Here is a 23,993-nt window from a genome sequence, read left to right as displayed (position 1 = left end):
CACAGCACATGTCGGGAATCGAGACCACCGGATCGAAGCGGCTCGTGCTCGTGTCGGGGAGGGCCCACCCGGCCCTCGCCGAGCAGATCGCGCATGAACTCGGTTCGGAGCTCGTGCCCACCGACGCGCGCACCTTCGCGAACGGCGAGATCTACGCCCGCTTCGACGAGAGCGTGCGCGGCTCCGACGCCTTCGTGATCCAGTCCCACACCGCGCCGATCAACGAGTGGCTCATGGAGCAGCTCATCATGCTCGATGCGCTGAAGCGCGCCTCGGCCAAGCGCGTGACGGTCGTCGCCCCGTTCTACCCGTATGCGCGCCAAGACAAGAAGGGCCGCGGCCGCGAGCCGATCTCGGCCCGCCTGGTGGCCGACCTGTTCAAGGCCGCCGGCGCCGACCGCATCATGTCGATCGACCTGCACGCCGCGCAGATCCAAGGCTTCTTCGACGGTCCCGTCGACCACCTCTTCGCGATGCCCGTACTGCTCGAGGAGTTCAAGAACTCCCTCGACCCGTCGACGCTCACGGTCGTCTCACCCGACATGGGCCGGGTACGCGTCGCCGACATCTGGAGCGACAAGCTCGGCGCCCCCCTCGCGATCATCCACAAGCGACGCGACCCGCTGGTGCCGAACCAGGTCTCCGTGCACGAGATCGTCGGCGACGTGAGCGGGCGCGTCTGCCTCCTGGTCGACGACCTCATCGACACGGGCCGCACCATCGTGAAGGCCGCCGAGGCCCTGAAGGCCGCGGGCGCCACGGGTGTCGTCGTGGCGGCGACGCACGCGGTGTTCTCCAACCCGGCGACCGAGATCCTCCAGTCCGACGTCATCGACCGCGTCGTCGTGACCGACACGCTGCCGATCCCCGAGGAGAAGCGCTGGGACCGCCTCACGGTCCTGCCCATCGCGCCGTTGCTCGCGCGCGCGATCCACGAGGTGTTCGAGGACGGCTCCGTCACGAGCATGTTCGACGGGGCCGCGTAGCCCGCGATGACCATCGAGACACCCCGTCCGTGGCTCGCCGGCTACGCCGAGGGCGTGCCGCACGACATCGAGCCGCAGACGGACTCGCTCTACGACCTCGTCCGGGGCTCCGTCGAGGCCTACCCCGAGAGCGTCGCCCTCGAGTTCTTCGATCGCACGACGACCTACCGCGACCTCGGCGCGCAGATCGAGCGCGCCGCCGAGGGCCTTCGCCTGCTCGGCGTGCAGCCGGGCGACCCCGTCGCCCTGGTGCTGCCCAACTGCCCGCAGCACATCGTCGCGTTCTACGCCGTGCTGCGCCTCGGCGGCATCGTCATCGAGCACAACCCGCTCTACACCCCGCGCGAGCTCCGGCACCAGTTCGAGGACCACGGCGCCGCGGTCGTGATCGCGTGGGACAAGGTCGTCGAGACGATCCAGGCGTTCCCCGCCGACGTCGCGGTACGCGAGATCGTCTCGGTCGACGTCACGCGTGCGATGCCCCTCGCGACGCGTGCCCTGCTCCGCCTTCCCATCGCGAAGGCCCGCGACTCCCGCGCGGCGCTCACCACGAAGGTCCGTGGGACGACGCCCTGGGAGAAGCTCGTGGCATCCGACCCGGTCGGCGACCACATCGTCGCGCCCTCGGTCGAGGACGTCGCGCTCATCCAGTACACGAGCGGCACCACCGGCAGCCCGAAGGGCGCGACGCTCACGCATGCGAACCTCGTCGCGAACGCGGCCCAGTCTCGCGCCTGGGTCCCGCAGATCGAGCGCGGCAGCGCGGTCGTGCACGCGGTGCTGCCCATGTTCCACGCCTACGGGCTCACCCTCTGCCTCACGTTCGCGATGAGCATGGGGGCGCGACTGGTGCTGTTTCCCAAGTTCGACCCCGAGCTCGTCCTGAAGTCCATCAAGCGTCGGCCGCCCACGTTCCTGCCGGCCGTGCCGCCGATCTACGACCGGCTGACGAAGGCGGCGGCCGACGCGGGCGTCTCGCTGCAGGGCATCGAGATCGCGATCTCCGGGGCCATGCCGCTCTCGGCCGAGGTCGTCGAGCCCTGGGAGGCGGCCTCGGGCGGAACCCTGGTCGAGGGCTACGGCCTCTCCGAGTGCTCGCCCGTGCTCATGGCCAACCCGGTCGCCCCCAACCGCCGCGCGGGCACGGTGGGCCTCCCACTGCCCTCGACCGAGGCGAGGGTGGTCGACCCCGACGACCCCCAGGCGGATGTCGCGCCCGGCGCCGAGGGCGAGCTCATCGTCCGTGGCCCGCAGGTGTTCTCCGGCTACTGGCAGAAGCCCGATGAGACCGCAGCGGTCTTCGTGCCCGCGACCGATGGCGGCGCGGACTGGTTCCGCACCGGGGACATCGTCTCGATCGACGCCGACGGCTTCGTGCGCATCGTCGACCGCATCAAGGAACTCATCATCACGGGGGGCTTCAACGTCGCCCCGAGCGAGGTCGAGGAGGCGGTGCTCGCCCACCCCGACGTGATCGAGGCGGCCGTCGTCGGGGTGCCCGACGAGCACTCCGGCGAGCAGGTCGTCGCGGTCGTGGTCCTCCGCGACGGCGCCACGCTCGACGAGGCCGGCATCCGGGCGCTCGCGCGCGACGGCCTGACCGCCTACAAGGTGCCCAAGCGCGTCGTCGAGGTCGACGAGCTGCCGCGCTCGCTCATCGGCAAGGTCATCCGCCGCGAGGTCCGCACCCGCCTCCTCGCCGACTGACGCCCATGCCGTTCCTGTCTCCCGACGCCGCAGCCGCCCTCGCGGCGCTCGAGGCCCTGGAGTCCGGGGCCGACCCGGCCCCGCTCGACCGGATCCGGGGCATCCGCTCGCTCGTCACCGCGCTCGAGGCCGAACCGGCGACGCTCGCAGCCGTGCGCGACGCCCTCGCGGCGGAGGCCTCGTGGGAGCAGGTGGCCGATGCCGCCGGGCTCAGCCCGTCCGCCGCGAAGTACCGGTGGGCGGGGGACGACGCGGAGATCGCCGAACGGCACGAGACGAGCCGGCGCCGCAAGCGCGAACGGCCGTCGAGCGTGCCGACCGACCTGCCGGGCGAGAGCGTGTCCGAGGCGGCGAAGCGGCTCGGCGTCACGCCGCAGGCGATCTACCAGCGCGTGACCCGCGGGCTCCTCGAGGCCCGAACGGTGACCCTGCCCGACGGGCGGTCGTACAAGCGCGTGTTCGTCGCCGACCGGGCACCGGGCTCCGACGGCTGAACGATCAGGTGGGCGTGCCGACGCCGTACCGCGGAGCCGACGGGAAGAACCCGAAGTTCGCGAGGTGACGGCGGTCGCCGTTCTCGGTGACCATGTAGCACTGCCACCCGGGGCCGCCGGCGGCGAACAGTTCGAGGGGGGCATCCGTGGTCACCTCGCCGCGGATCGCGGCGGATGCGAAGGCCGAGCACGTGTTCCTGGCCGTCGTCGCCGCGACGGAGAAGGTCGACAGCACGATCGGCAGGACCATGCCGGCGAGCGCGAGCACGACGAAGACGCGGATGACGCGCTGGCGCCGGGGCCTGCGATCGCCGCCCGCCGGCTCGTAACCGGCGAGTTCGGGGTGCTCTTCGCTCATCAGGTGACCTCCACGAGGAGCGAGCCTACGCCTGCCACCGCTGCGAGCACGACGGTCGCCGCAACGGCGAGCAGCGGCCAGGCCGATGGCATCACGGGCCCGTGCTCGGCCGCGAGCTCACGCCGGCGGATCACGCCGTACCCGGTCGCCGCGGCCGAGATCGCGAAGAGCACCACGCCGGCGGCGGCGAGCGCGGGCTGCTCGGCGACGAGTCCCGAGCGGAGCACGAGGATGGCGTTCACGGCGATCGCGAGCCCCGTTCGGCTCCAGGCGAGCGCGGTGCGCTCGGCCTGGAGCCCCGGGTCGCGAGGCGTGTGCTCGGGAACGGCGTCGATCATGACGCCTCAGGCCGTGAGGATCATGATCGCGATCACCGCGGCCGCGAGCAACGAGACGGCGGCGAGGCCCGGGATGACGACGCTGCCCGGAAGCGGGCGCCCGTGGCGCATCGCCACCTCGTTGGCGCGCCAGCGCACGTACGACAGCCCGCCGAGCACCGCCGCGACGACCGCGAGGCCGACGGCGAGCACGAGCACCAGCGAGCGCGGGCCGATGGACTGCGCGAACTCGAACAGGAGCACGCCGCCGGCGAGGAGCGCCAGTGCCGTGCGGATCCAGGCGAGGAACGTCCGCTCATTGGCGAGCGTGAACCGATAGTCGGGCTCCTCGCCCTCGCGTCGCCACCTCGGCTGCGGCATCCGGCGCTCCTCCCGCGCTCGCTCCCGTGCGACTAGTGGGTCGACGGGGTGGTGGCGATCTCGCTGCGGTCGCCGGACCAGAGCGTGTGGAAGACGCCCTCCTTGTCGATGCGCTTGTACGTGTGCGCACCGAAGAAGTCGCGCTGGCCCTGCACGAGCGCCGCGGGGAGGCGGTCGGCGCGCAGGCCGTCGTAGTAGGCGAGCGACGACGAGAAGGCGGGAGCCGGGATGCCGGCCTCGACCGAGCGCACGACGACGCGGCGCCAGGCGGCCTGCGCGCGCGTGAAGGCCTCGGCGAAGTACGGCGCCGAGAGCAGGAGCTCGAGTTCGGGGTTCTCGTCGTAGGCGTCGGCGATGCGGTTCAGGAACTGGGCCCGGATGATGCAGCCGCCGCGCCAGATCTTGGAGACCGCGCCGAGGTCGATGTTCCAGTCGTACTCGGCCGCACCGGCGCGAATGGCGTCGAAGCCCTGCGAGTAGGCCACGATCTTCGAGGCGTAGAGCGCGAGGCGCACGTCCTCGATGAAGGTGTCGACCTGGTCGGCCGGGATGCGGGAGGCCTCGTCGGGGCCGGCGAGGCCCTTGGCCGCCGCGCGCTGCTCGGGGTGCGACGAGAGGCCGCGCGCGAAGACCGCCTCGGCGATGTTGGAGACGGGCGTGCCGAGGCTGAGGGCGGTCTGCACGGTCCAGACGCCGGTGCCCTTCGAGCCCGCCTCGTCGAGGATGACGTCGACGAGCGGGGCGCCGGTCTCGGCGTCGACCTGCTTCAGGACCTCGGCCGTGATCTCGATGAGGTAGGACTCGAGCTCGCCGCGGTTCCACTCGGCGAAGACCTCGGCGATCTCGGCGGGGGACTTGCCCGTGCCGCGGCGGATGAGGTCGTAGGCCTCGGCGATGAGCTGCATGTCGGCGTACTCGATGCCGTTGTGGATCATCTTGACGAAGTGGCCCGCGCCGTCGTGCCCGATGTGGGTCACGCAGGGCTCGCCCTCGGCGATCGCGGCGATCGACTTGAGGATGGGCCCGAGGGTCACCCACGACTCGTCGGAGCCGCCGGGCATGATGGAGGGACCGTTGAGCGCGCCCTCCTCGCCGCCCGAGATGCCGGCGCCGACGAAGTTGATGCCGGTCTCGCGCACCTCGCGCTCGCGGCGGATGGTGTCGGTGAAGAGTGCGTTGCCGCCGTCGACGATGATGTCGCCCGGCTCGAACCGGCTCGCGAGCTCGGAGATCACGGCGTCGGTGCCCTTGCCGGCCTGGACCATGATGATCGCGGTGCGGGGCTTCGCGAGCGACGCGACGAACTCGTCGTACGTCTCGGCGGCGACGAAGCCGGCCTCGGGGTGCTCGGCGATCAGCGTGCTCGTGCGCTCGTAGGAGCGGTTGAACACCGCCACGGTGTTGCCCTCGCGGCTCGCCAGGTTGCGGGCGAGGTTCGACCCCATCACCGCGAGTCCGACGACGCCGATGTTTGCTGATCCGGTTGCAGGCACGAACACTCTCCTCGAATGAGTTCTGGGGGTCCTCTCAAGCGTACTGTGAGGCGGCCTCACCGTTGCACGGTGTTGCTGAGAGGTCATCGTGATCGCTCGGCGACGAAGCGCCGGGTCACGGCGATGTCCCGATCGCCGAGGCCGCGCTCGACGAGTTCGTCGAAGGCGGTGCGGAGGGTCGGCAGCAGGACGGGCTCCGTGCCCGTGGCCGCCGCGGCCTCCGCGGCGAAGCGCAGGTCCTTGACCATGTACCGGGCCACGCCGGAGGGGGAGTCGTCGCCCGTGACGAGCTTGTCCATGCGGCTCGCGAGCAGGTTCGAACCGGCGTAGCCGCCCCCGAGCAGGCCGAACAGGGCCTCCAGGTCGAGCCCGGAGCGCTCGGCGAGCACGGCCGCCTCGCCGAGCGCGAGGATCGTGGCCGAGACGATGAGCTGGTTGCACGCCTTGGCGACCTCTCCCGCCCCGAGCGGGCCGAGGTGCACGGGAGTGCCGCAGGGGGCGAGCAGGGCCGCGGCGGCCGCGGCGTCGGCCTCGGCGCCGCCGAGCATGATCGAGAGCGTGCCGGCCGTCGCGCCGTCCTCTCCGCCCGAGACCGGGCAGTCGACCACGTGCACACGCCCGTCGGATGCCACGGCCAGCCGTTCTGCGAGCGCGCGGACCTGCGGCGCCGAGGAGGTCGACCCGATCATGAGGAGCGACTCGCCGTCGCGTTCGAGCATGCCGGCGAACAGTCCGTCCGGCCCGTCGAGCACCTGCTCGAGCTGCGGCAGGTCGGGCAGCATCGCGAGCACGGCGCCGGCGCGGAGGCCGAGTGCGCGCGGGGTGTCGGCCCACTCCGCGCCGAGGCCGACGAGCTCGGGCTGGGTGCGGCGTGCGGTCACGGCGACGCGGCGCCCGGCGGCGAGGAGCCGACGGGTCATCGGGGCGCCCATCGAGCCGAGCCCGACGACGCCGATCACGCCGTCGTCGGATCGGGAGCGGCGGCCTGCAGAGGGCAGGGCGTCGCTCGCATGGTCGGCATCGGCGGGATGTTCGGCGTTGGACATGCGAGCAGCATAGCGGATCTACAACCTGTCGTACATGGTTCAACCTGCTGAACATCGGCTATGCTGATCCCGTTGACCGCGCTGGAGGGGCCGTTGGCCCGCCCCGCTCGGTCGCCGAGACCGCACTGAAGGGGAAGACCGGATGACCGACACCCAGAACCGCCTGCGAGCCGTGGTGGCGGTGCCGCTGTCCGAGGAGCACTGCCGCCTCATCGAAGCTCTCGAGCCCCGCATCGACCTCGTGCGCGACCACGCGCTGACGCGCCCGATGCGCGGGCCCGCCGACTGGTCGGGCGACCCCGATCACGTGCGCACGCCCGACGAGCAGTCCGCGTTCGACGGCATGGTCGACTCGGCCGAGGCGTTGTTCGGCATCCCCGACGTCGACCCGGCCGCGCTCGCGCGCACCGCGCAGGCCAACCCGGCGCTCCGCTGGGTCATGACGATGGCCGCCGGCGGCGGCAGCCAGGTCAAGGCCGCCGGCCTCGACCGCGAGCAGCTCGACCGCATCGCGTTCACCACGAGTGCCGGGGTGCACGGCGGGCCGCTGGCCGAGTTCGCCGTGTTCGGCGTGCTCGCGGGCGCGAAGGGCCTGCCGCGCCTGATCGCCGACCAGCGGGCACGCGAGTGGCCGGAACGCTGGGAGATGCGCCAGGTCGACGAGATGACGGTGCTCGTCGTCGGCCTCGGCGGCATCGGGGCGGAGTGCGCCCGACGCTTCAGTGCGCTCGGTGCACGGGTGTGGGGCACGACCCGCAGCGGGGCGCCCGTCGAGGGCGTCGATCGACTCGTGCCCATCGACGACCTCGAGTCCGCCGTGGCCGACGTCGACGCGATCGTCATGACGTTGCCGGGCACCGAGGCGACGCACCACCTGCTCGACGACCGGATCCTCCGCGCCGTCAGGCCCGGCGTCATCGTCGCGAACGTGGGGCGCGGTACGGTGATCGACGAGGCGGCGCTCATCACGGCGCTCGACGACGGACGGGTCGGCTTCGCCGCACTGGACGTCTTCGAGTCCGAGCCGCTGTCGGCGGCGTCGCCGCTGTGGTCGCACCCCTCGGTGCTCGTGAGTCCGCACACCGCGGCGCTCTCGCGCAAGGAGGAGGAGCGCATCGCACGACGCTTCGCCGACGACGCCTCCCGGTTCCTCGACGGCCTGCCGATGCGCAGCGTGGTGGACACGGTCGAGTTCTACTGATCCGCGGATGCCGCGGGCGAGAGGGGTGGCATGTCCGAGGAGCCAGACGCCAAGGCCGACCGCCAGGGGCGCGATCCCGCGCCGGCGGTCACGCGCAGCATGCGCATCCTCGGTCTGCTCGCCGAGGCATCCGGACCGCTGACGCTCACCGAGATCGCGAGCGGGCTCGGACTCGCCAAGTCCTCGACCGCGAACCTCTGCCTCGCGCTCGAGGCGGCCATGATGGTCCAGCGCGTGCCGCTCGGCTACCAGCTCGGCCGTCGCACGATCGAGCTCGGCGGGGCCTACGCCTCGCAGTTCAGCCAGGTGCGCGAGTTCTACACGGTCTGCGAGACCTCGCCCGTGCTCGTCCACGAGGTCGTGCAGGTCGCGATGCTCGATGACACCGAGGCGCTGTACCTCGCACGTCACGAGGGGTCGCGCAGTGTCCGGTTCGGCACGCCGCTCGGGTCGCGGCTGCCGGCGGCGCTCAGTGCGACCGGCAATGCGCTGCTGATGGCGATGGAGGATGCGGAGGTTGCGGCCCTCCTGGCGGACCAGGCGCCGTTCCCACGACTCACCGACCGCAGCATCCGCGACATCCCCGACCTGCTCGTCAAGCTCGCCGCGGCCCGTGATCGCGGCTGGGCGCTCGACGACGGGGAGTCCTTCCCCGGCATCGTCGGGGTCGCCGTGCCCCTCGAGGGGTGGGCGCCGAGCGATCCGAGCCTCGCGCTCGGGGTCGCGCTGCCGGTCGCCGAGGCGACGCCCGGGAGGGTCGCCTCCGTGGCCGCCGCGCTCGTCGACGCGGCCGCGAGGCTCACCAACCCGCTGAGCGCGGGTCGCACCAGGGACTGAGCCCCACCGGGGGCCTTCGCGCCGGCCGGCATCTCCATCGCATCGTGCCACAGCCACGGCCACCGCCTCATTCGTCACGCCTGCGCGACGCTTCGCCATGCCGCCGGGCGGCTCCGTCGCCGGATGCGTGCGCGACGCGACATCCGATCGCTCGGATGCGGGCCAAAGGGTTGAACTGCGTACAACACGTTGGTACAGTGGCCGTCATCGCGACTCGTGCGAGCCGATCAAAGGAGATGGCACATGACCGGTACAGCCCCCAGTCCCACCGCGGTGAACGACGACCCCGAGTACGCCGCCAACCTCAAGCGCGCCACGTACGCCTCGAGCATCGGCAGCGCGCTGGAGTACTTCGACTTCGCGCTGTACGGTCTCTCGACGGCCCTGATCTTCAACGTGCTCTTCTTCCCGCAGGATGATCCGGCCATGGCCACCGTCGCCGCGTTCGCCACCTACGGCGTCGGCTTCCTCGCCCGCCCGTTCGGCGGCCTCTTCTTCGGGCGCCTCGGCGATCGGCTCGGCCGCAAGTGGGTGCTCGTCGTCACGATCATGCTCATGGGCGGCGCCTCGACCGCGATCGGCCTGCTGCCGACCTACGAGGCCATCGGCATCTGGGCGCCGATCCTGCTCGTCACGATGCGCCTGCTGCAGGGGTTCGGAGCGGGTGCCGAACAGGCCGGCTCGACCGTCCTGATGGCCGAGTACGCCCCCGTGCGTCGCCGCGGCTTCTTCTCCTCGCTGCCGTTCATCGGCATCCAGGCGGGCACCCTGCTCGCCGCGCTCGTATTCAGCCTCATCACGCTGCTCCCGGAGGAGGCGCTGTTCAGCTGGGGCTGGCGCGTGCCGTTCCTCGCCTCGTTCCTGCTGATCCTCGTCGCGCTCTTCATCCGCATGCGCCTGAAGGAGACGCCGACGTTCGTCGAGCTCGAGAAGCACGAGCAGATCGCCGAGAAGCCCGTCAAGGAGATCTTCACGAAGGGCCTGCCCGGCGTCATCGTCGGCATCGGCCTGCGCATGGCCGAGAACGGCGGCTCCTACATGTTCCAGGCGCTCGCGCTCGCCTTCTTCGTGTCGGTCGTCGGCCCCGAGGCCGACAAGAGCCTCCTCACCTGGGGCGTCACGTTCGGCTCGCTCCTCGGCATCTTCACGGTGCCGCTCACGGGTGCGATCTCCGACCGCGTCGGCCGGCGCACCGTGTACCGCTTCGGCGCCGTGTTCATGCTGCTCTACGCGGTGCCCGCCTGGTGGCTCATCTCGCTCGGCAGCTATCCCATCGCGATCGCCGCCGTCGCGGTCGGCATCGGCGTGGCCGTGAACACCATGCTCGGCCCGCAGTGCGCGATGCTGCCCGAGCTCTTCGGCAACCGCCACCGCTACCTCGGCGTCGCCATGGCCCGCGAGATCTCCGCGGTGCTCGCGGGCGGCCTGGCCGGCGTGCTCGGCGCCTACCTCATCGCCGTCAGCGACGGCAACTGGGTGCTGCTCGCGATCTACATGGTCGTGCTCGCCCTCATCACGACCGCGTCGACCTTCCTCGTGCCCGAGACGCTGCGCCGCGACCTCACCCGCACCGACGATGCGATCAAGGTCTCGAGCGCCGAATCGGGCGAGGACGTCGACGCGAGCACCCTCTCCATCCGGACCATCCAGTGGTGACGGGGCTCGCCGCCTTCGACCTCACCGGGCGCACGGCGCTCGTCACCGGGTCGAGCCAGGGCATCGGGCGCGCGCTCGCCGGGGGCCTCGCGGCGGCGGGAGCGACGGTCGCCGTGCACGGTCGCGACGCCGGCAAGGCCGCGCGCGCGGCCGACGAGATCTCGGAGGCGACCGGTGCACGCACCGTCAGCGCGGTCTTCGACGTGACGGATGCCGCGGCGGTCGACGCGGGCATCGCCGCCCTCGAGGCGGAGTTCGGCACCCCGGACATCCTCGTCAACAACGCGGGCATCCAGCGCCGAGCGCCCATCGCCGAGTTCACCGACGCGGACTGGCACGAGCTCGTCGAGACGAACCTGTCGAGCGCGTTCCACCTCTCGCGCCGGGTCGCTCGCGGCATGATCGAACGCGGCTCGGGCAAGCTCATCCAGATCGGGAGCGTGCAGTCGCAGCTCGCCCGCCCCTCGATCGCGCCGTATGCGGCGACCAAGGGCGCGATCGTCATGCTCACCAAGGGGCTCTGCGCCGACCTCGCGCCGCACGGCGTGCAGGCCAACGCGATCGCCCCCGGGTACTTCGCCACCGAGCTCACGCAGGCGCTCGTCGCCGACGAGGGCTTCTCGGCGTGGGTGCGCGGTCGGACCCCAGCGGGCCGCTGGGGCGAGGTCGACGACCTCGTCGGCGCGCTCGTCTTCCTCGCGAGCGGCGCGAGCGACTTCGTGAACGGCCAGACGATCTACGTCGACGGCGGCATGACGGCGGTGGTCTGATGCGCATCGCCAGGATCGCCACGCCGGCCGGACCGGTGCACGTGCGGGAATCCGTCGACGGCTGGGTGCCGATCGAGGACCCGTATCCCGCGTTCGCCGAGGGGAGGGATCCGGTCGACGCCGGGCCCCCTCTCCTCGGCGAGCTCCTCCCTCCCTGCGAGCCGCGCGTCGTCGTGGGCATCGCCCAGAACGGCCCGGAGCACCACTCGCCCGTGCAGGCGTGGCTGAAGAGCCCGCGCTCGGTCGTGGCATCCGGCGTGCCCGTGACGCTCCGCCGCGACGCTGGCGTGACCGTCGCCGAGGGCGAGATCGCGATCGTGATCGGACGCGAGACGACCGGGCTCACGGCGGCGAACGCCCACGAGTACGTGCTCGGCGTGACCGCGGTGAACGACCTCTCGAGTCCCGACCGGGCCGCGGGCGACCCGCGCAACTTCGAGTCGAAGGCGGGGGAGGGGTACACGCCCCTCGGTCCCGTGATCGACAGGGATGCCGGCCTCGACGACGTGTCCCTCGAACTCCGCATCGACGGCGTGCCGGCCGGCTCGACGAGCAGTCGTGCGCTGCCGGCCTCGCCGCGCGAGTGCCTCGCGTACCTCGCGGCGTGGACGACGCTCGGCCCCGGCGACGTCGTGATGACGGGCGCCCCGACCTCGCAGGCGCCGATCGACCCCGGCGCGCTCGTCGAGGTCGAGGTCGCCGGCATCCGACTCGTGACGCCGACCCGCTAGCCGCACTTCAGCTCCATCGAGTTCTCCGGAGGACCCATGCCGAACCTCGGCGTCGTCGCCCATGCGGCCGACGACCTGCGCGTCGAAGCGCTGCCCGAACCAGCACCCCGACCCGACGAAGCCGTGCTCGAGATCGCGTTCGGCGGCGTGTGCGGCTCCGACCTGCACTACTGGAGGCACGGCGCAGCGGGCGCCTCGGTGCTGCGCGAGCCCATGGTGCTCGGGCACGAGATCGCGGGCACCGTCGTGCGTGCGGCCGCCGACGGGAGCGGGCCGACGGTCGGCGCCCGGGTCGCGGTGCACCCGCTCACGCCGCTCGGCGACGGCAGCACGCCGTGGCCGGCCGGCCGCCCGAACCTCGCACCGGCGTCGAGCTACCTCGGCTCCGCCCTGCACCTCCCGCACACCCAGGGCGGCTTCGCCACGCGCGTCGCACTGCCGACCCGCCTCCTGCACGCCGTGCCCGACGGGCTGCCCCTCGAGGTCGCGGCGCTCGCCGAGCCCGCCGCCGTCGCCTGGCACGGCCTCGAACGGGCGGGCGACGTGCGCGGCAAGCGCGTGCTCGTCATCGGCGCCGGGCCCATCGGCCAGCTCGTCGTGGCCGTCGCGCGTCACCACGGCGCGGCAGAGGTCATCGCCACCGACCTGCACGAGCTGCCTCGGCGCATCGCCGAGCAGCACGGGGCGATCACGCTGCCGGCGACGGATGCCGCGGCGATCGCCGCGCTGCACGCCGACGTCGTCGTCGAGTCCAGCGGCACCGTGCCCGGCCTCGCGAGCGCGATCGAGGCCGCCCGGCGGGGCGGCACCGTCGTGCTGCTCGGGCTCCAGCGCGCCGGGGACGTGCCGGCCGCCGTGGCGACCGCGATCACGCGGGAGCTCACGATCGTCGGTTCGTTCCGGTTCGCCGACGAGTTCGACGACGTCATCGCGGCGCTCGCCGACGGCAGCCTCGACGTGTCGGGCATCGTCACGCATGTGCTGCCCGCCGGCCGGGCGCTCGAGGCGTTCGGCATCGCCGCCGACGCATCCGTCTCCTCCAAGGTGCTGCTCGACTTCACGGGTGCCGGGTCGGACGGCCGCGACCCGTGAGCGATGCCCACCGGTATGCTGCAGTACGCTCGACCCACGCCCCCGGAACCCAGGAGTACCTGATGCACCCCGTCATCGTCGTCATGGGGGTCTCAGGATCCGGCAAGTCGACCATCGGTGCCCTCCTCGCGCATGAGCTCGGCGTCCCGTTCGCCGACGCCGACGACCTGCATCCGCTCGCGAACATCGAGAAGATGGCCGCGGGCATCCCGCTCGACGACGAGGACCGTCGCCCGTGGCTGGCGACCGTCGGAGCGGCGCTCGCCGAGGGCCAGCGCACCGGCGCGGGCCTCGTGATCGCCTGCTCGGCGCTCAAGCGCTCGTATCGCGAGGCGATCCTCGCGCAGGCGCCGGCCGCGCATTTCGTGCACCTCCACGGCACCGTCGAACTCCTGACCGAGCGGACCGGGGCGCGGACCGGGCACTTCATGCCGGCGAGCCTCCTCGAATCCCAGCTCGCCGTGCTCGAACCGCTCGGGCCCGACGAACCGGGCGTGGTGGTCGACGTCGCCGGCCAGACGGCGACGATCGTCGAGCAGTTGGCTGCTAGACTGGGCGATTGAACTTCGGCGAGGGAGGCCCGCAGCGCGAGAGATCGCGCACGGGGCATCCGTGATCGACGCGGTGGGAGCTGGCTCCAACGGCTATTCCTCACGCATCCGCGCATCTTGCATGCCGCGCGTTCGAGTTGAAGACATCAGACACACGATCTGGGCCGAGTGAGCCCGCTAAAGGAGACATCATGGACGACGACAACAAGGTCATCACCGAGGTCCGCGAATCGTTCGGCAAGGGTGCGGCCCGTAAGATCCGCGCCGTCGGCAAGATCCCCGCGGTCATCTACGGCCACGGCACCGAGCCGCAGCACGTGACGCTGCCCGGCCACCAGGTCCAGCTGCTCATCCGCAAGGCGAACGCCGTGCTCGACCTCCAGATCGAGGGCAAGAGCCAGCTCGCGCTCGTCAAGGACGTCCAGAAGGACCCCGTGCACCAGATCATCGAGCACCTCGACCTCATCGTCATCAAGAAGGGCGAGAAGGTTCAGGTCGAGATCCCCGTGCACGTCGAGGGTGAGACCGCCGCCGGCACCATCGCCGACCTCGACTCGCACACGCTGCTCCTCGAGGTCGAGGCGACCCACATCCCCGAGAGCGTCGTCGTCTCGGTCGAGGGTCTCGAAGAGGGCGCGCAGATCCACGCCAAGGACGTCGAGCTGCCCAAGGGCGCCTCGCTCATCACCGACGGCGACTCGCTCGTCGTCAACGTGCACACCCCGCAGAAGGTGGACCTGGGCGAAGAGGCCGCCGAGGCAGCCGAGGGCGAGACGGCCGAGGACGCCGCCGAGGCTCCCGCCGACGAGGCCGCCGCGGAGTAGTCGCAGCGCACGCACGCCGATCGGGCCTGCGGCATCGCATCCGGGTACGCTCGGATGCGGGCCGCGGGCCCGTTCCCGTCTCCGTGCCCCACCTCCGTCCCAGCATCCGCACCCAGCCTCGAGAGGACCGGCTCACGTGGGCTTCTTCGACCTCCTCCGCTCCCGTTCGAAAGGCGAACCCACCGTGGCCGCGAACACCTGGCTCGTCGTGGGCCTCGGCAATCCCGGGGCGCAGTACGCCGCGAACCGGCACAACGTCGGCCAGATGGTCGCCGATGAGCTGGCCTCGCGCATCGGTGCGGCGTTCAAGAGCCACAAGACGCCCTCGCGCGTCGCCGAGGGCTTCCTCCGCCCCGGCGGGCCGAAGCTCGTGATCGCGAAGTCGAACAGCTACATGAACACCTCGGGCGGACCGGTCTCGGCGCTGCTGAAGTTCTACGGCCTCGGGCCGGACCGTCTCATCGTCGTGCACGACGAGCTCGACATCCCGTTCGACACCGTCCGGCTGAAGGCGGGCGGCGGCCACGGCGGCCACAACGGCCTCCGCGACATCCTCAAGGCCACCGACAATGCCGACTTCACGCGCGTGCGGGTCGGCGTCGGGCGTCCCCCCGGCCGCCAGGACGCCGCGGACTTCGTGCTGAAGGACTTCTCGGGCACCGAGCGGGCGACGCTGCCGAACCTGGTGTCGGATGCCGCGGACGCGGTCGAGGCCATCGCCGAGGACGGCCTGGTCGCGGCGCAGCAGCGGTTCCACTCGCCCGCCTGATGACCTTCGGCCCTCGCAGGGCTGCGGGCGTCAGATCAGGCTGCGCAGGTACTCCTCGGGTGCGACGCCCGCGGCCCGCGCGAGCTGGAGCAGCCGGTCGTGCTCCTCGGTCGAGAGCTCGACCGTGAGCTGGTGCCAGGCGTCGGGCGCATCCTCGAACGAGAAGAGCGCATCGTCGTCGGTCGCGTCGGGCGGCACCGACGCATCGATGACGGATGCCGCCTCGAGCTCGGCCGCCAGTTCGACGACGTCGGATGCCGCGGCCGCCGGGGCGGCTTCCGCCGATGCCCGCGGCGCGTCGGCATCGCCCCAACCAGGACCCGTGGGTACGGGCCCGCCGCTGCGGTAGGCCTCGGCGACCGCGCGTGCCCGGATGTCGGCGGCCTCGTTCATCACGTGGCCGACATGCCCCTTGACCCATTCGAATCGGTAGCGGCGACCCGCGAGCTCCTCGTCGAGCTCCTTCAGGAGTTCGACGTTCAGCACCGGCTTGCCGTCGGCCTTGCGCCAGCCCTTGCGCTTCCAGCCCTGCATCCACTTCGTGATGCAGTTGATGACGTACTGGCTGTCGCAGAGCACGAGCAGGTCGTCGTCGAGGTGCGCGGTGGCGCGGAAGAGCTCGAGCACCGCACGCAGCTCGCCCTGGTTGTTCGTCGCGTGCTTCCAGCCGCCGGCCGCCCAGTGGTCGTCGTCGACGTACCAGGCCCATCCGGCGGGTCCGGGGTTTCCGAGCGCGGATCCGTCGGCGGCGGCTGTGATCACGGGTCTCCTCCAGTTGCGTGGTGCGGCGCCCATCGTATCGGGCGCCGCCGACGGGGGCGTCGGCCGGCGCCTCGCGCGCGTCCGGCGTGACCGCTCACGCCGTCCGCGGGTCGGCCGGCGCGGGCGACTTCGCCGCCGGCGGGGGGCCTGTCCGCGTCCGCGCGTAGACTTGCACGGTGATCCTGCAGGGCTTGAACACGGCGCTTTCGCGCGCCTCGACGATCGACGGCGCGCTGGCCGAGGCCCTGCGGAACGCCGACTTCTCCGCGCCCGAGGGCGTCGACGCACCGTTGCTCGCCGGGTTGCTGACCCGGCGCGCCGAGGCCGGGCTCGCTCCGGCGCTGCTCGTCATCACCGCGACGAGTCGCGAGGGCGAGCAGGTGCGCGCGTCCATCGAGCCCTACCTCGACCAGGTCGAGGTGCTCGAGTTCCCCGCATGGGAGACCTTGCCGCACGAGCGCCTGAGCCCGTCGACCGAGACCGTCGGGCGACGCCTCCACGCGCTGCGGCGCATGCACGACTGGCAGCAGGAGGGCGCGCGGCATCCGCTCGTGGTCGTCGCCTCCGTGCGCGCCGCGCTGCAGCCGCTCGCCGACAACCTGACCGACCTGCCGCCGATCGAGCTGGTCGCGGGCGGGCGCGGCCACGACCTGCCCGCCATCTCGCGAACCCTCGTCGACCTCGCGTACGCCAGGGTCGACATGGTCTCGCGTCGAGGGGAGTTCGCCCTTCGCGGCGGCATCCTCGACGTGTTCCCGCCCACGGCCGACCACGCCGTGCGCGTGGAGTTCTTCGGCGACGAGGTCGAGGAGCTCCGGGCGTTCTCGGTCGCCGATCAGCGCTCGCTGCCCGAGGTCGTCGACCGCGTCGTGCTCGAGCCGAGCCGTGAACTCCTGCTCACGCCGGCGGTGCGCCAGCGGGCCCGCGAGATGGTGCACGAGTTCCCGAGCCTCTCGGGCATGCTCGAGAAGGTCGCCGAGGGCATCCCGGTCGAGGGCATGGAGTCGCTCGCGCCCGCGCTGCTCGAGCGCCTCGTGCCGTTCGCGCACTACCTGCCGCTCGGCGCCGCCGTGGCGGTGCTGCAGCCCGAGCGCGTCACCGGGCGGGCGGCGAGCCTCGCCGAGACCAATCGCGAGTTCCTCGGCGCCGCATGGAGCGCCGCCACGGTCGGCGCCGATGCCCCCATCGATCTTGCCGCCGGCGACTTCCTCACCCTCCGCGAGTTCCGCGACGCGACGATCTTCAGCGCGCCCGGCGAGCCCGATCCGCGGCGGGTGTGGTGGACCTTCTCGAACTTCGACATCGGCGACGCCGCCGCGATCGTGGCGGCGGCCGGCGCAGGAGCGGGCGCCGACCTCGCCGCGAGCGTCGCATCCGACTACGTGCGCGTCGACGCGACCGCCATGCCGACCTTCGCCGGCAACGTCGAGGGCGCGGTCGTCCACGCCGGCGAGCGCCTGCGCGACGGCTGGAGCCTCGTCGTGGCATCCGCCGGTCACGGGCTCGTCGAGCGCGCGCGCGACGTGCTCTCCGAGGCCGGTCTCGCCGCCCGCATCGTCGACGCGGTGCCGGCCGATCTCGAGCCGGGTGTCGCGTACCTCGTCCAGGCGGGCGCCGCGAGGGGCTTCGAGGTGCCCGAGGTCAAGATCGGGCTCGTCTCCGAGTCCGAGTTCTACGGGCGCGGCGCGGGCTACGACACCCGGCGCAGCACCAAGCTGGCGTCTCGTCGCCGCAACGTCGTCGACCCGCTGCAACTCAAGGCCGGCGACTTCGTCGTGCACCAGACCCACGGCATCGGCCGCTTCGTCGAGATGGTCCAGCGCGAGGTCGCCACCGGCGCGCGTCCCACGGGCCCGAGCCGCACGGCCGGCATCGCCCAGCAGCCCAAGGCCGTGCGCGAGTACCTCGTCATCGAGTACGCGCCCTCGAAGCGCGGACAGCCCGGCGATCGCCTGTTCGTGCCCACCGATCAGCTCGACCTCCTCAGCCGCTACGTCGGCGGCGAGGCGCCGTCCCTGTCGAAGATGGGCGGCAGCGACTGGGCCCAGGCCAAGGGCCGGGCGCGCAAGGCGGTCCGCGACATCGCCGTCGAGCTCGTGAAGCTCTACTCGGCGCGCATGGCCGCCAAGGGGCACGCGTTCGGGCCGGACACGCCCTGGCAGCACGAGCTCGAAGAGGCCTTCCCGTTCGTCGAGACGCCCGACCAGGTCCAGACCATCGACGAGATCAAGGCCGACATGGAGCGGGCGATCCCGATGGATCGCCTGCTCGCGGGCGACGTCGGCTTCGGCAAGACCGAGGTCGCCGTGCGTGCCGCGTTCAAGGCGATCCAGGACGGCAAGCAGGTCGCGATGCTCGTGCCGACCACGCTGCTCGTCAAGCAGCACCTCGAGACCTTCACCGACCGGTTCGCGGGCTTTCCCGTGCACGTGCGGGCGCTCAGCCGGTTCCAGACCGACAAGGAGGCGCGCGAGACGATCGCCGGCCTCGCCGACGGCACCGTCGACATGGTCATCGGCACGCACCGCATCCTCACCGAGAAGGTCACCTTCAAGGATGTCGGGCTCGTCATCATCGACGAGGAGCAGCGCTTCGGCGTCGAGCACAAGGACGCCCTGAAGAAGCTCAAGACCAACGTCGACATCCTCGCCATGAGCGCCACCCCGATCCCGCGGTCGCTCGAGATGGCCGTCACCGGCATCCGCGAGATGTCGACGCTCGCGACGCCGCCCGAGGACCGGCATCCGATCCTCACGTACGTCGGTCCCTACTCCGAGCAGCAGGTCGGAGCCGCGATCCGACGCGAGATGCTGCGCGAGGGCCAGGTGTTCTTCGTGCACAACCGGGTCTCCTCGATCAACCGCGTCGCCGCGCAACTCGCCGAGCTCGTGCCCGAGGCGCGCATCGCCGTCGCCCACGGCCAGCTCAACGAGCACGTGCTCGAGCAGATCGTCAACGACTTCTGGGAGCGCAAGTTCGACGTGCTCGTCTCGACGACGATCATCGAGACCGGCCTCGACATCTCCAACGCGAACACGATCATCATCGACCGGGCTGACAAGTACGGACTCTCGCAGCTCCACCAGCTGCGCGGCCGCGTCGGTCGCGGTCGCGAGCGCGCCTACGCGTACTTCCTCTGGGATCCGGCCAAGCCGCTCAGCGAGACCGCGCACGACCGTCTCTCGACGATCGCGGCCAACAACGACCTCGGTTCGGGCATGCAGGTCGCGTTGAAGGACCTCGAGATCCGCGGCGCCGGCAACCTGCTGGGCGCCGAGCAGGCCGGTCATATCGCCGGCGTCGGCTTCGACCTCTACCTGCGGATGATCGGCGAGGCCGTCTCGGCGTTCCGCGGCGATGTCGCCGAGGGGCAGACCGAGCTCCGGCTCGAGCTGCCCATCGACGCGCACATCCCCGAGGACTACGTCGACTCCGAACGGCTGCGCCTCGAGGCGTACCAGAAGCTCTCGGCCGCGAGCGGCCCGGCGGCGAAGGACGGGCAGATCGACCTCGTGGTCGAGGAGCTGAGCGACCGCTACGGCACGCCGCCCGACGCGGTCGAGAACCTCGTCGCCGTGTCGAGGCTGCGTCGCCAGGCCCAGCGTGCGGGGCTCTCCGACGTCATCGCCACGGGCTCGAAGCTCCGCATCGCGCCCGCGAACATCCCCGACTCGCGTCGCGTGCGGCTCGAGCGCATGTACCCGGGGGCGAAGCACTTCGCGCAGAACGACGTGATCCTGGTCCCGTTCCCCACGCCCGGCGGCGAGGCTCCGGGCGATGCCGACCTCATCGAGTGGGTGTCGCGACTCGTCGCGAACATCTTCCCGCTGCCCGAGCCCGAGCCGGCCGCGGCGGCGGCCGGCGCCCAGCCCTCCGCGTCCGAGGCGGGCTGAGCCCGGCTGGCGCCGGGCCGGCGTCTCGCGCCCGACCGCCGGCTCGCGCCCGACCGCCGGCTCGCCCGGTCGGCGGCTCGCGCCCGACCGGGTCCCTCGCATCCGGTCTCGCGTCGGCGAACCCGGAACGAGCTCGCAGTCGCGCTCAGGGACGCAGGTGACCCCACTCGTCGAGGAACTCCTCGACGCTCAGGCGATCGAGGTCGTCGTTGATGGCGCGGAGGAGGGCGTCGGCCTCGTCGAGCGACCCCGCCTTCGTTCGCAGGACAGCGGTGTCGGTCGCACGGCGCAGCACGACGAGATCCGCGATCGACGGCCCGCCGATGCCGCTCGCCTCGCCCGCGAGGAGCAGGGTCGTCTGCAGGAGCTTGCGGACGCCGGTGAGCCGACGCTCATGCAACTCGGCCCGCAGGTGCAGCCGGGCGGGTTCCGCGGGTTCCGGCGTCGGCGCGACATCCGGTTCGCCATCGTCGCGGCTCATCGCGAGAAGGGTCCGCCCGGGCCGCCGAACGCGCCCTTCCGCTGGTACTGCCGCGAACGCACGGTGACGGCGATCGCCGAGACCACGATCGCGATGCCCGAGCCGAGGAGCACGGCGAGCGTGCCCTCGTCGGCGACCTCCGGCAGCCCGGCGAAGGCGAGTTCGTTCATGAGGAGCGAGACCGTGAACCCGATGCCGCCGAGCGCGCCGACCATGACGGTGTCGCCGATCGTGATCGGCGCGCCGCTGCGACGCCGCATGAACATGGCGGCGAGTCCGCCGGCCAGCACGATGCCGATGATCTTGCCGACCGGGAGGCCGACGAGGATGCCCCAGAACGCCGGGTCGAGCTGGCTCGGACTGACCTGGGGGACCGGCACCATCGCCGCCGACAGCGCGAACAGCGGCAGGATGATGCCGTTCGAGTACGGCTCGAGCGCATGCACGGATCGGCCACCGGGGCGCCGGGCCATCACGAAGCCGAGCGCCACGCCCGCGATGGTCGCGTGCACGCCCGACTGGTAGATGAAGTACCAGGTGAGGATCGCCAGCACCCACAGCACGAGCGCGATCGGCCACTGCGGCCTGCGGGCGAGGACCCAGGCCGAGCGCGGCTTCAGCATGCGGCTGACCGCGCCGAAGAGGGTGATCGTGATCGCGCCCAGGCCGATGAAGGCGAGATTCGCGTCGGTCGTGAAGAAGAACGCGATGATGAGGATCGCGATGAGGTCGTCGAGCACGGCGAGTGCGAGCAGGAACACCCGGACGCGCGTCGGGATGAACTTGCCGAAGACGGCGAGCACGCCGAGTGCGAAGGCGATGTCGGTGGCCGTCGGGATTGGCCATCCGTCGATCGTGTCGGTGCCGAACGTGAACGCGACGTAGATGAGCGCCGGCACGATCACCCCGCCGACCGCCGCGATCGCGGGCAGCAACGCCTTCGAGAGAGAGTTGAGCTCGCCGATGACGAGTTCGCGCTTGAGCTCGACCGCGACGATGAAGAAGAAGACCGCGAGGAGCCCGTCGCTGATCCAGTGCCCGGTCGAGAGGTCGAGGCCGAGCCAGGGGATGTCGAGATGCGCGTTCTTCATCTCCACCAGCGCCGGGCCGAACGAGAGGTTGGCGAGCAAAAGGCCGAGGACGGCTGCGATCAGCAGCAGCACGGCAGACCAGCGTTCGGACCTGAGGAAGTTCATGGCACTCCATTCGTGAGTGCGACGCCACGGGCGGCAGGCCACGGTTTCCGGCGTCGACAGGGGCGGTGACGGCGGTCTCCCGCCGGCCGACCAGACTTCCCGGCACCCCTCCCGGAATCCTAGCGGCAGCGCGCCTCGCGACGGGGAGCGTCGGCTCGTAGGCTTGCCGGATGACGAGCACAGCAGGCCTCGGCGAGGCGCCGCATCCCGGACTCGACGAGCTCATCGCCACCGTCGCACTGCTGCGGGCACCCGGCGGCTGCCCGTGGGACGCCGACCAGACGCACGAGAGCCTCGTGCAGTACCTCGTCGAGGAGAGCTGGGAGCTCATCGACGCCATCGAGTCGGGTGACCGCGCCGAGATGCTCGAGGAGCTCGGCGACGTGCTCTACCAGGTGCTCTTCCACGCCGACATCGCCGCGCACACCGACGGCGAGCGCTTCGACATCGACGACGTCGCGCGCCACATGACGGCGAAGATGGTGTCGCGGCATCCGCACGTGTTCGGCGATCGCGAGGCCTCGACGGCCGAGGACGTCGTCGCCTTCTGGGAGGACCTCAAGGCCGACGAGAAGCCGCACCGCACGAGCGTGCTCGACGGGGTTCCGCGGGGCATGCCCGCGCTGGCGCTCGCGCAGAAGATGCTCGGCAAGGCCGAGAAGGTCGGCGTCGGGCTCGGTTCGGCCGACGCGGGCACCGGTCCGGGTGCGGCGGCGGATGCCCCGGTATCGCCCGCCACCGAGGAGGAGCTCGGTCGCGTGCTGTTCGAGCTCGCGGCATCCGCTCGCGCTCAGGGCCTCGACGCCGAGCGTGCGCTGCGGGTCGCGCTGCGCGGGTTCGAGGCCGAGGTCCGCGCCGCCGAGGCCGAGCGAGCGGATGTCACAGCCCCCGACTGAGCGGCACCGCCGAGCAGACGGCCGGGTGGGCGTGCGGCCGATCGGATGCATGCTGGAAGAATGGGCGGCATGGCTGCATCCGTCACCCCTCCGCGCGGCATGCGCGACTTCCTCCCGGCCGAGAAGGCCCGTCGCGAGCACGCACTCGGCGTGATCCGCGAGGTGTACTCCTCGCACGGCTTCGACGAGATCGAGACGCCCGTCATGGAGGACGCCTCGCGCCTGCATGCCGGGCTCGGCGGCGACAACGAGAAGCTCGCCTTCGCGGTCATGAAGCGCGGCATCACGCCCGAGGACCTGGCGGGCGCCGCGGCATCCGGCGACGCGCTCTCGCTGGCCGACCTCGGCCTGCGCTACGACCTGACGGTTCCGCTCGCGCGGTTCTACGCCACGCACCGGGCCGCGCTGCCGCCGGTGTTCCGCTCGATCCAGATCGCGCCCGTGTGGCGCGCCGAGCGCCCGCAGAAGGGCCGATACCGCCAGTTCGTCCAGTGCGACATCGACATCATCGGCGAGCCCGGGACCCTCGCGGAACTCGAGCTGCTCACGGCGACCGTCGCGGCGCTCGACGCGCTCGGCCTCGGCGGCTGCACCATCCGCCTCAACGACCGGCGCGTGCTCGCGGGCATCCTCGCCTCGTGGGGCGTGCCCGACGAGCTGCGCGAGCGCGCCCTCATCACGATCGACAAGCTCGACAAGATCGGCACCGGGGGAGTGGCGGCCGAGCTGCACGAGCTCGGCATCGTCTCCGAGGGCGCGGATGTCGCGGCCGAGCTCGAGGCGCTGACCACGGCGGACTGGCACCTGGCGGACGGCGTCGTCCCGCCGCCCTCGTGGCTCGACCTCGACGCCTACGCCGACCTCGTGGCGCTGCGCGAGGTGCTGCCGCACGCGTCGATCGAGTTCGACCCGACGCTCGTGCGCGGCATGGGGTACTACACCGGCACGATCTTCGAGATCGCGCACCCCGACTTCGGCTACTCCCTGGGCGGCGGAGGCCGCTACGACGGCATGATCGGGCGCTTCCTCGGGCAGGACGTGCCCGCGTGCGGGTTCTCGATCGGCTTCGAGCGCATCGTCGACCTGCTCGCCGTGCGCGACGAGGGTCGCCCCCGTGCCGTCGTGCTCGTCTACGACCCGGCCGTGGAGCCGGCGACGCTGCTGAACCTCAAGCACGAGCTCGTGGCGTCCGGCACGCGCGTGCGCTTCGAGCGGCGGGTCAAGAACGCGCGCGCCCTCTTCGAGCGCGTCACGGCGGACGGCTTCGACGCGGTCGCGAACGTGACGGTCGAGACGACGGATGCCGCGTCGCTGAGCTTCCGCGACCTCGGCGCCTGACCCCCGCGCGCCCTCCGCGCCCCGCGCCCCGCGCCCCCGCCCCCGGGCGCGCTCCGCGCGGGCCTGCCCGCCGGCGCCCTGATTGACCCCCGAAAGGTTTCGATCCGTCGATCTTCGCCCTGACGTGTCCTCGATGGGACGAAGATCGACGGATCGATCCATCCCCTCCGCGCCGCCTGTGGAGAGAGCCGGCGCTCGCGGTGCGGTGCGGTGC

General features: G+C 71.9%; 23 protein-coding genes. 15 read left to right on the top strand and 8 right to left on the bottom strand.

What is annotated here, in order from left to right; genetic code table 11:
* Positions 1–8 precede the first annotated feature (8 nt).
* The 3 genes from GQQ95_RS13965 to GQQ95_RS13955 are packed head-to-tail and all read left to right on the top strand — an operon-like array spanning position 9 to position 3,187.
* Positions 9–986: a ribose-phosphate diphosphokinase gene (locus GQQ95_RS13965; RefSeq protein WP_157428279.1), complete on the top strand. Its 978-nt coding sequence runs from the start codon at positions 9–11 to the stop codon at positions 984–986.
* Positions 987–992: 6 nt separating this feature from the next.
* On the top strand, positions 993–2,693 hold the full coding sequence (locus GQQ95_RS13960; RefSeq protein WP_157428278.1) for a long-chain-fatty-acid--CoA ligase: 1,701 nt from the start codon (positions 993–995) through the stop codon (positions 2,691–2,693).
* A 5-nt stretch (positions 2,694–2,698) separates the two neighbouring features.
* Positions 2,699–3,187: a hypothetical protein gene (locus GQQ95_RS13955; RefSeq protein ID WP_157428277.1), complete on the top strand. Its 489-nt coding sequence runs from the start codon at positions 2,699–2,701 to the stop codon at positions 3,185–3,187.
* A 4-nt stretch (positions 3,188–3,191) separates the two neighbouring features.
* Here the strand turns inward: GQQ95_RS13955 and GQQ95_RS13950 are convergent, their stop codons facing one another.
* The 5 genes from GQQ95_RS13950 to GQQ95_RS13930 all read right to left on the bottom strand — a co-directional run bounded on the left by GQQ95_RS13950 (position 3,192) and on the right by GQQ95_RS13930 (position 6,782).
* The gene (locus tag GQQ95_RS13950) at positions 3,192–3,545 is read right to left on the bottom strand and encodes a hypothetical protein (RefSeq protein ID WP_157428276.1); all 354 of its coding nucleotides are present in this window, start codon (positions 3,543–3,545) and stop codon (positions 3,192–3,194) included.
* The gene (locus tag GQQ95_RS13945; protein WP_157428275.1) at positions 3,545–3,883 is read right to left on the bottom strand and encodes a DUF202 domain-containing protein; all 339 of its coding nucleotides are present in this window, start codon (positions 3,881–3,883) and stop codon (positions 3,545–3,547) included. The genes GQQ95_RS13950 and GQQ95_RS13945 overlap by 1 nt, the downstream gene beginning before the upstream one ends.
* Before the next feature lie 6 nt (positions 3,884–3,889).
* Positions 3,890–4,243, bottom strand: a complete 354-nt coding sequence (locus tag GQQ95_RS13940) for a YidH family protein (protein WP_157428274.1) — start codon at positions 4,241–4,243, stop codon at positions 3,890–3,892.
* 32 nt (positions 4,244–4,275) lie between these two features.
* Positions 4,276–5,736 carry an NADP-dependent phosphogluconate dehydrogenase gene (gene gndA / locus GQQ95_RS13935; protein WP_425482581.1) on the bottom strand — a complete coding sequence of 487 codons (1,461 nt, stop codon included), beginning with the start codon at positions 5,734–5,736 and terminating at the stop codon, positions 4,276–4,278.
* Between the two features lie 83 nt (positions 5,737–5,819).
* Entirely contained in the window at positions 5,820–6,782 is a 963-nt protein-coding gene (locus GQQ95_RS13930) for an NAD(P)-dependent oxidoreductase (protein ID WP_157428272.1), read from the bottom strand.
* 142 nt (positions 6,783–6,924) lie between these two features.
* Here GQQ95_RS13930 and GQQ95_RS13925 point away from each other — a divergent pair, with 142 nt between their 5' ends.
* From GQQ95_RS13925 to pth, 9 genes are all read left to right on the top strand, one after another.
* Positions 6,925–7,983, top strand: coding sequence for a D-2-hydroxyacid dehydrogenase (locus tag GQQ95_RS13925; RefSeq protein ID WP_157428271.1), 1,059 nt, complete (start codon positions 6,925–6,927; stop codon positions 7,981–7,983).
* A 30-nt stretch (positions 7,984–8,013) separates the two neighbouring features.
* On the top strand, positions 8,014–8,820 hold the full coding sequence (locus GQQ95_RS13920) for an IclR family transcriptional regulator (protein ID WP_157428270.1): 807 nt from the start codon (positions 8,014–8,016) through the stop codon (positions 8,818–8,820).
* Positions 8,821–9,063: 243 nt separating this feature from the next.
* Complete coding sequence (locus GQQ95_RS13915) at positions 9,064–10,476, top strand: MFS transporter (RefSeq protein ID WP_157428269.1); 1,413 nt, start codon at positions 9,064–9,066, stop codon at positions 10,474–10,476.
* Entirely contained in the window at positions 10,473–11,246 is a 774-nt protein-coding gene (locus GQQ95_RS13910) for an SDR family oxidoreductase (protein ID WP_157428268.1), read from the top strand. The genes GQQ95_RS13915 and GQQ95_RS13910 overlap by 4 nt, the downstream gene beginning before the upstream one ends.
* Complete coding sequence (locus GQQ95_RS13905; protein ID WP_157428267.1) at positions 11,246–11,977, top strand: fumarylacetoacetate hydrolase family protein; 732 nt, start codon at positions 11,246–11,248, stop codon at positions 11,975–11,977. The genes GQQ95_RS13910 and GQQ95_RS13905 overlap by 1 nt, the downstream gene beginning before the upstream one ends.
* A 36-nt stretch (positions 11,978–12,013) precedes the next feature.
* Positions 12,014–13,069, top strand: coding sequence for a zinc-binding dehydrogenase (locus GQQ95_RS13900; protein ID WP_157428266.1), 1,056 nt, complete (start codon positions 12,014–12,016; stop codon positions 13,067–13,069).
* Positions 13,070–13,131: 62 nt separating this feature from the next.
* Positions 13,132–13,632 (top strand): gluconokinase, encoded by a 501-nt coding sequence (locus GQQ95_RS13895; protein WP_157428265.1) that lies wholly within the window; start codon positions 13,132–13,134, stop codon positions 13,630–13,632.
* 179 nt (positions 13,633–13,811) lie between these two features.
* Entirely contained in the window at positions 13,812–14,444 is a 633-nt protein-coding gene (locus GQQ95_RS13890) for a 50S ribosomal protein L25/general stress protein Ctc (protein WP_157428264.1), read from the top strand.
* A 184-nt stretch (positions 14,445–14,628) separates the two neighbouring features.
* A complete protein-coding gene (pth, locus tag GQQ95_RS13885) occupies positions 14,629–15,213 on the top strand; it encodes an aminoacyl-tRNA hydrolase (protein ID WP_157428263.1) in 585 nt (194 codons plus the stop codon).
* 30 nt (positions 15,214–15,243) lie between these two features.
* Here pth and GQQ95_RS19795 read toward each other — a convergent pair whose 3' ends face one another.
* Positions 15,244–15,975, bottom strand: coding sequence for an RNase H family protein (locus tag GQQ95_RS19795; protein ID WP_343032769.1), 732 nt, complete (start codon positions 15,973–15,975; stop codon positions 15,244–15,246).
* 176 nt (positions 15,976–16,151) lie between these two features.
* Between GQQ95_RS19795 and mfd the strand changes: the two genes are divergently transcribed.
* The gene (gene mfd / locus GQQ95_RS13875) at positions 16,152–19,868 is read left to right on the top strand and encodes a transcription-repair coupling factor (protein WP_157428261.1); all 3,717 of its coding nucleotides are present in this window, start codon (positions 16,152–16,154) and stop codon (positions 19,866–19,868) included.
* Between the two features lie 145 nt (positions 19,869–20,013).
* Here mfd and GQQ95_RS13870 read toward each other — a convergent pair whose 3' ends face one another.
* Both GQQ95_RS13870 and GQQ95_RS13865 read right to left on the bottom strand, forming a co-directional pair.
* Positions 20,014–20,349, bottom strand: a complete 336-nt coding sequence (locus GQQ95_RS13870; RefSeq protein WP_157428260.1) for a hypothetical protein — start codon at positions 20,347–20,349, stop codon at positions 20,014–20,016.
* On the bottom strand, positions 20,346–21,545 hold the full coding sequence (locus tag GQQ95_RS13865; protein WP_157428259.1) for a Na+/H+ antiporter NhaA: 1,200 nt from the start codon (positions 21,543–21,545) through the stop codon (positions 20,346–20,348). The genes GQQ95_RS13870 and GQQ95_RS13865 overlap by 4 nt, the downstream gene beginning before the upstream one ends.
* A gap of 170 nt (positions 21,546–21,715) precedes the next feature.
* On the opposite strand from GQQ95_RS13865, the gene GQQ95_RS13860 reads away from it, so the two are divergent.
* Both GQQ95_RS13860 and hisS read left to right on the top strand, forming a co-directional pair.
* Complete coding sequence (locus tag GQQ95_RS13860; protein ID WP_157428258.1) at positions 21,716–22,441, top strand: nucleoside triphosphate pyrophosphohydrolase; 726 nt, start codon at positions 21,716–21,718, stop codon at positions 22,439–22,441.
* Positions 22,442–22,510: 69 nt separating this feature from the next.
* The gene (gene hisS, locus GQQ95_RS13855) at positions 22,511–23,779 is read left to right on the top strand and encodes a histidine--tRNA ligase (protein WP_157428257.1); all 1,269 of its coding nucleotides are present in this window, start codon (positions 22,511–22,513) and stop codon (positions 23,777–23,779) included.
* Positions 23,780–23,993: the final 214 nt, after the last annotated feature.

The sequence above is a fragment of the Agromyces salentinus genome (assembly GCF_009749395.1).
GTDB classification, from domain to species: Bacteria; Actinomycetota; Actinomycetes; order Actinomycetales; family Microbacteriaceae; genus Agromyces; species Agromyces salentinus.
The sequence above is the reverse complement of the archived record's forward strand: the minus strand, read 5'-3'. Positions and strand labels throughout refer to the sequence as shown.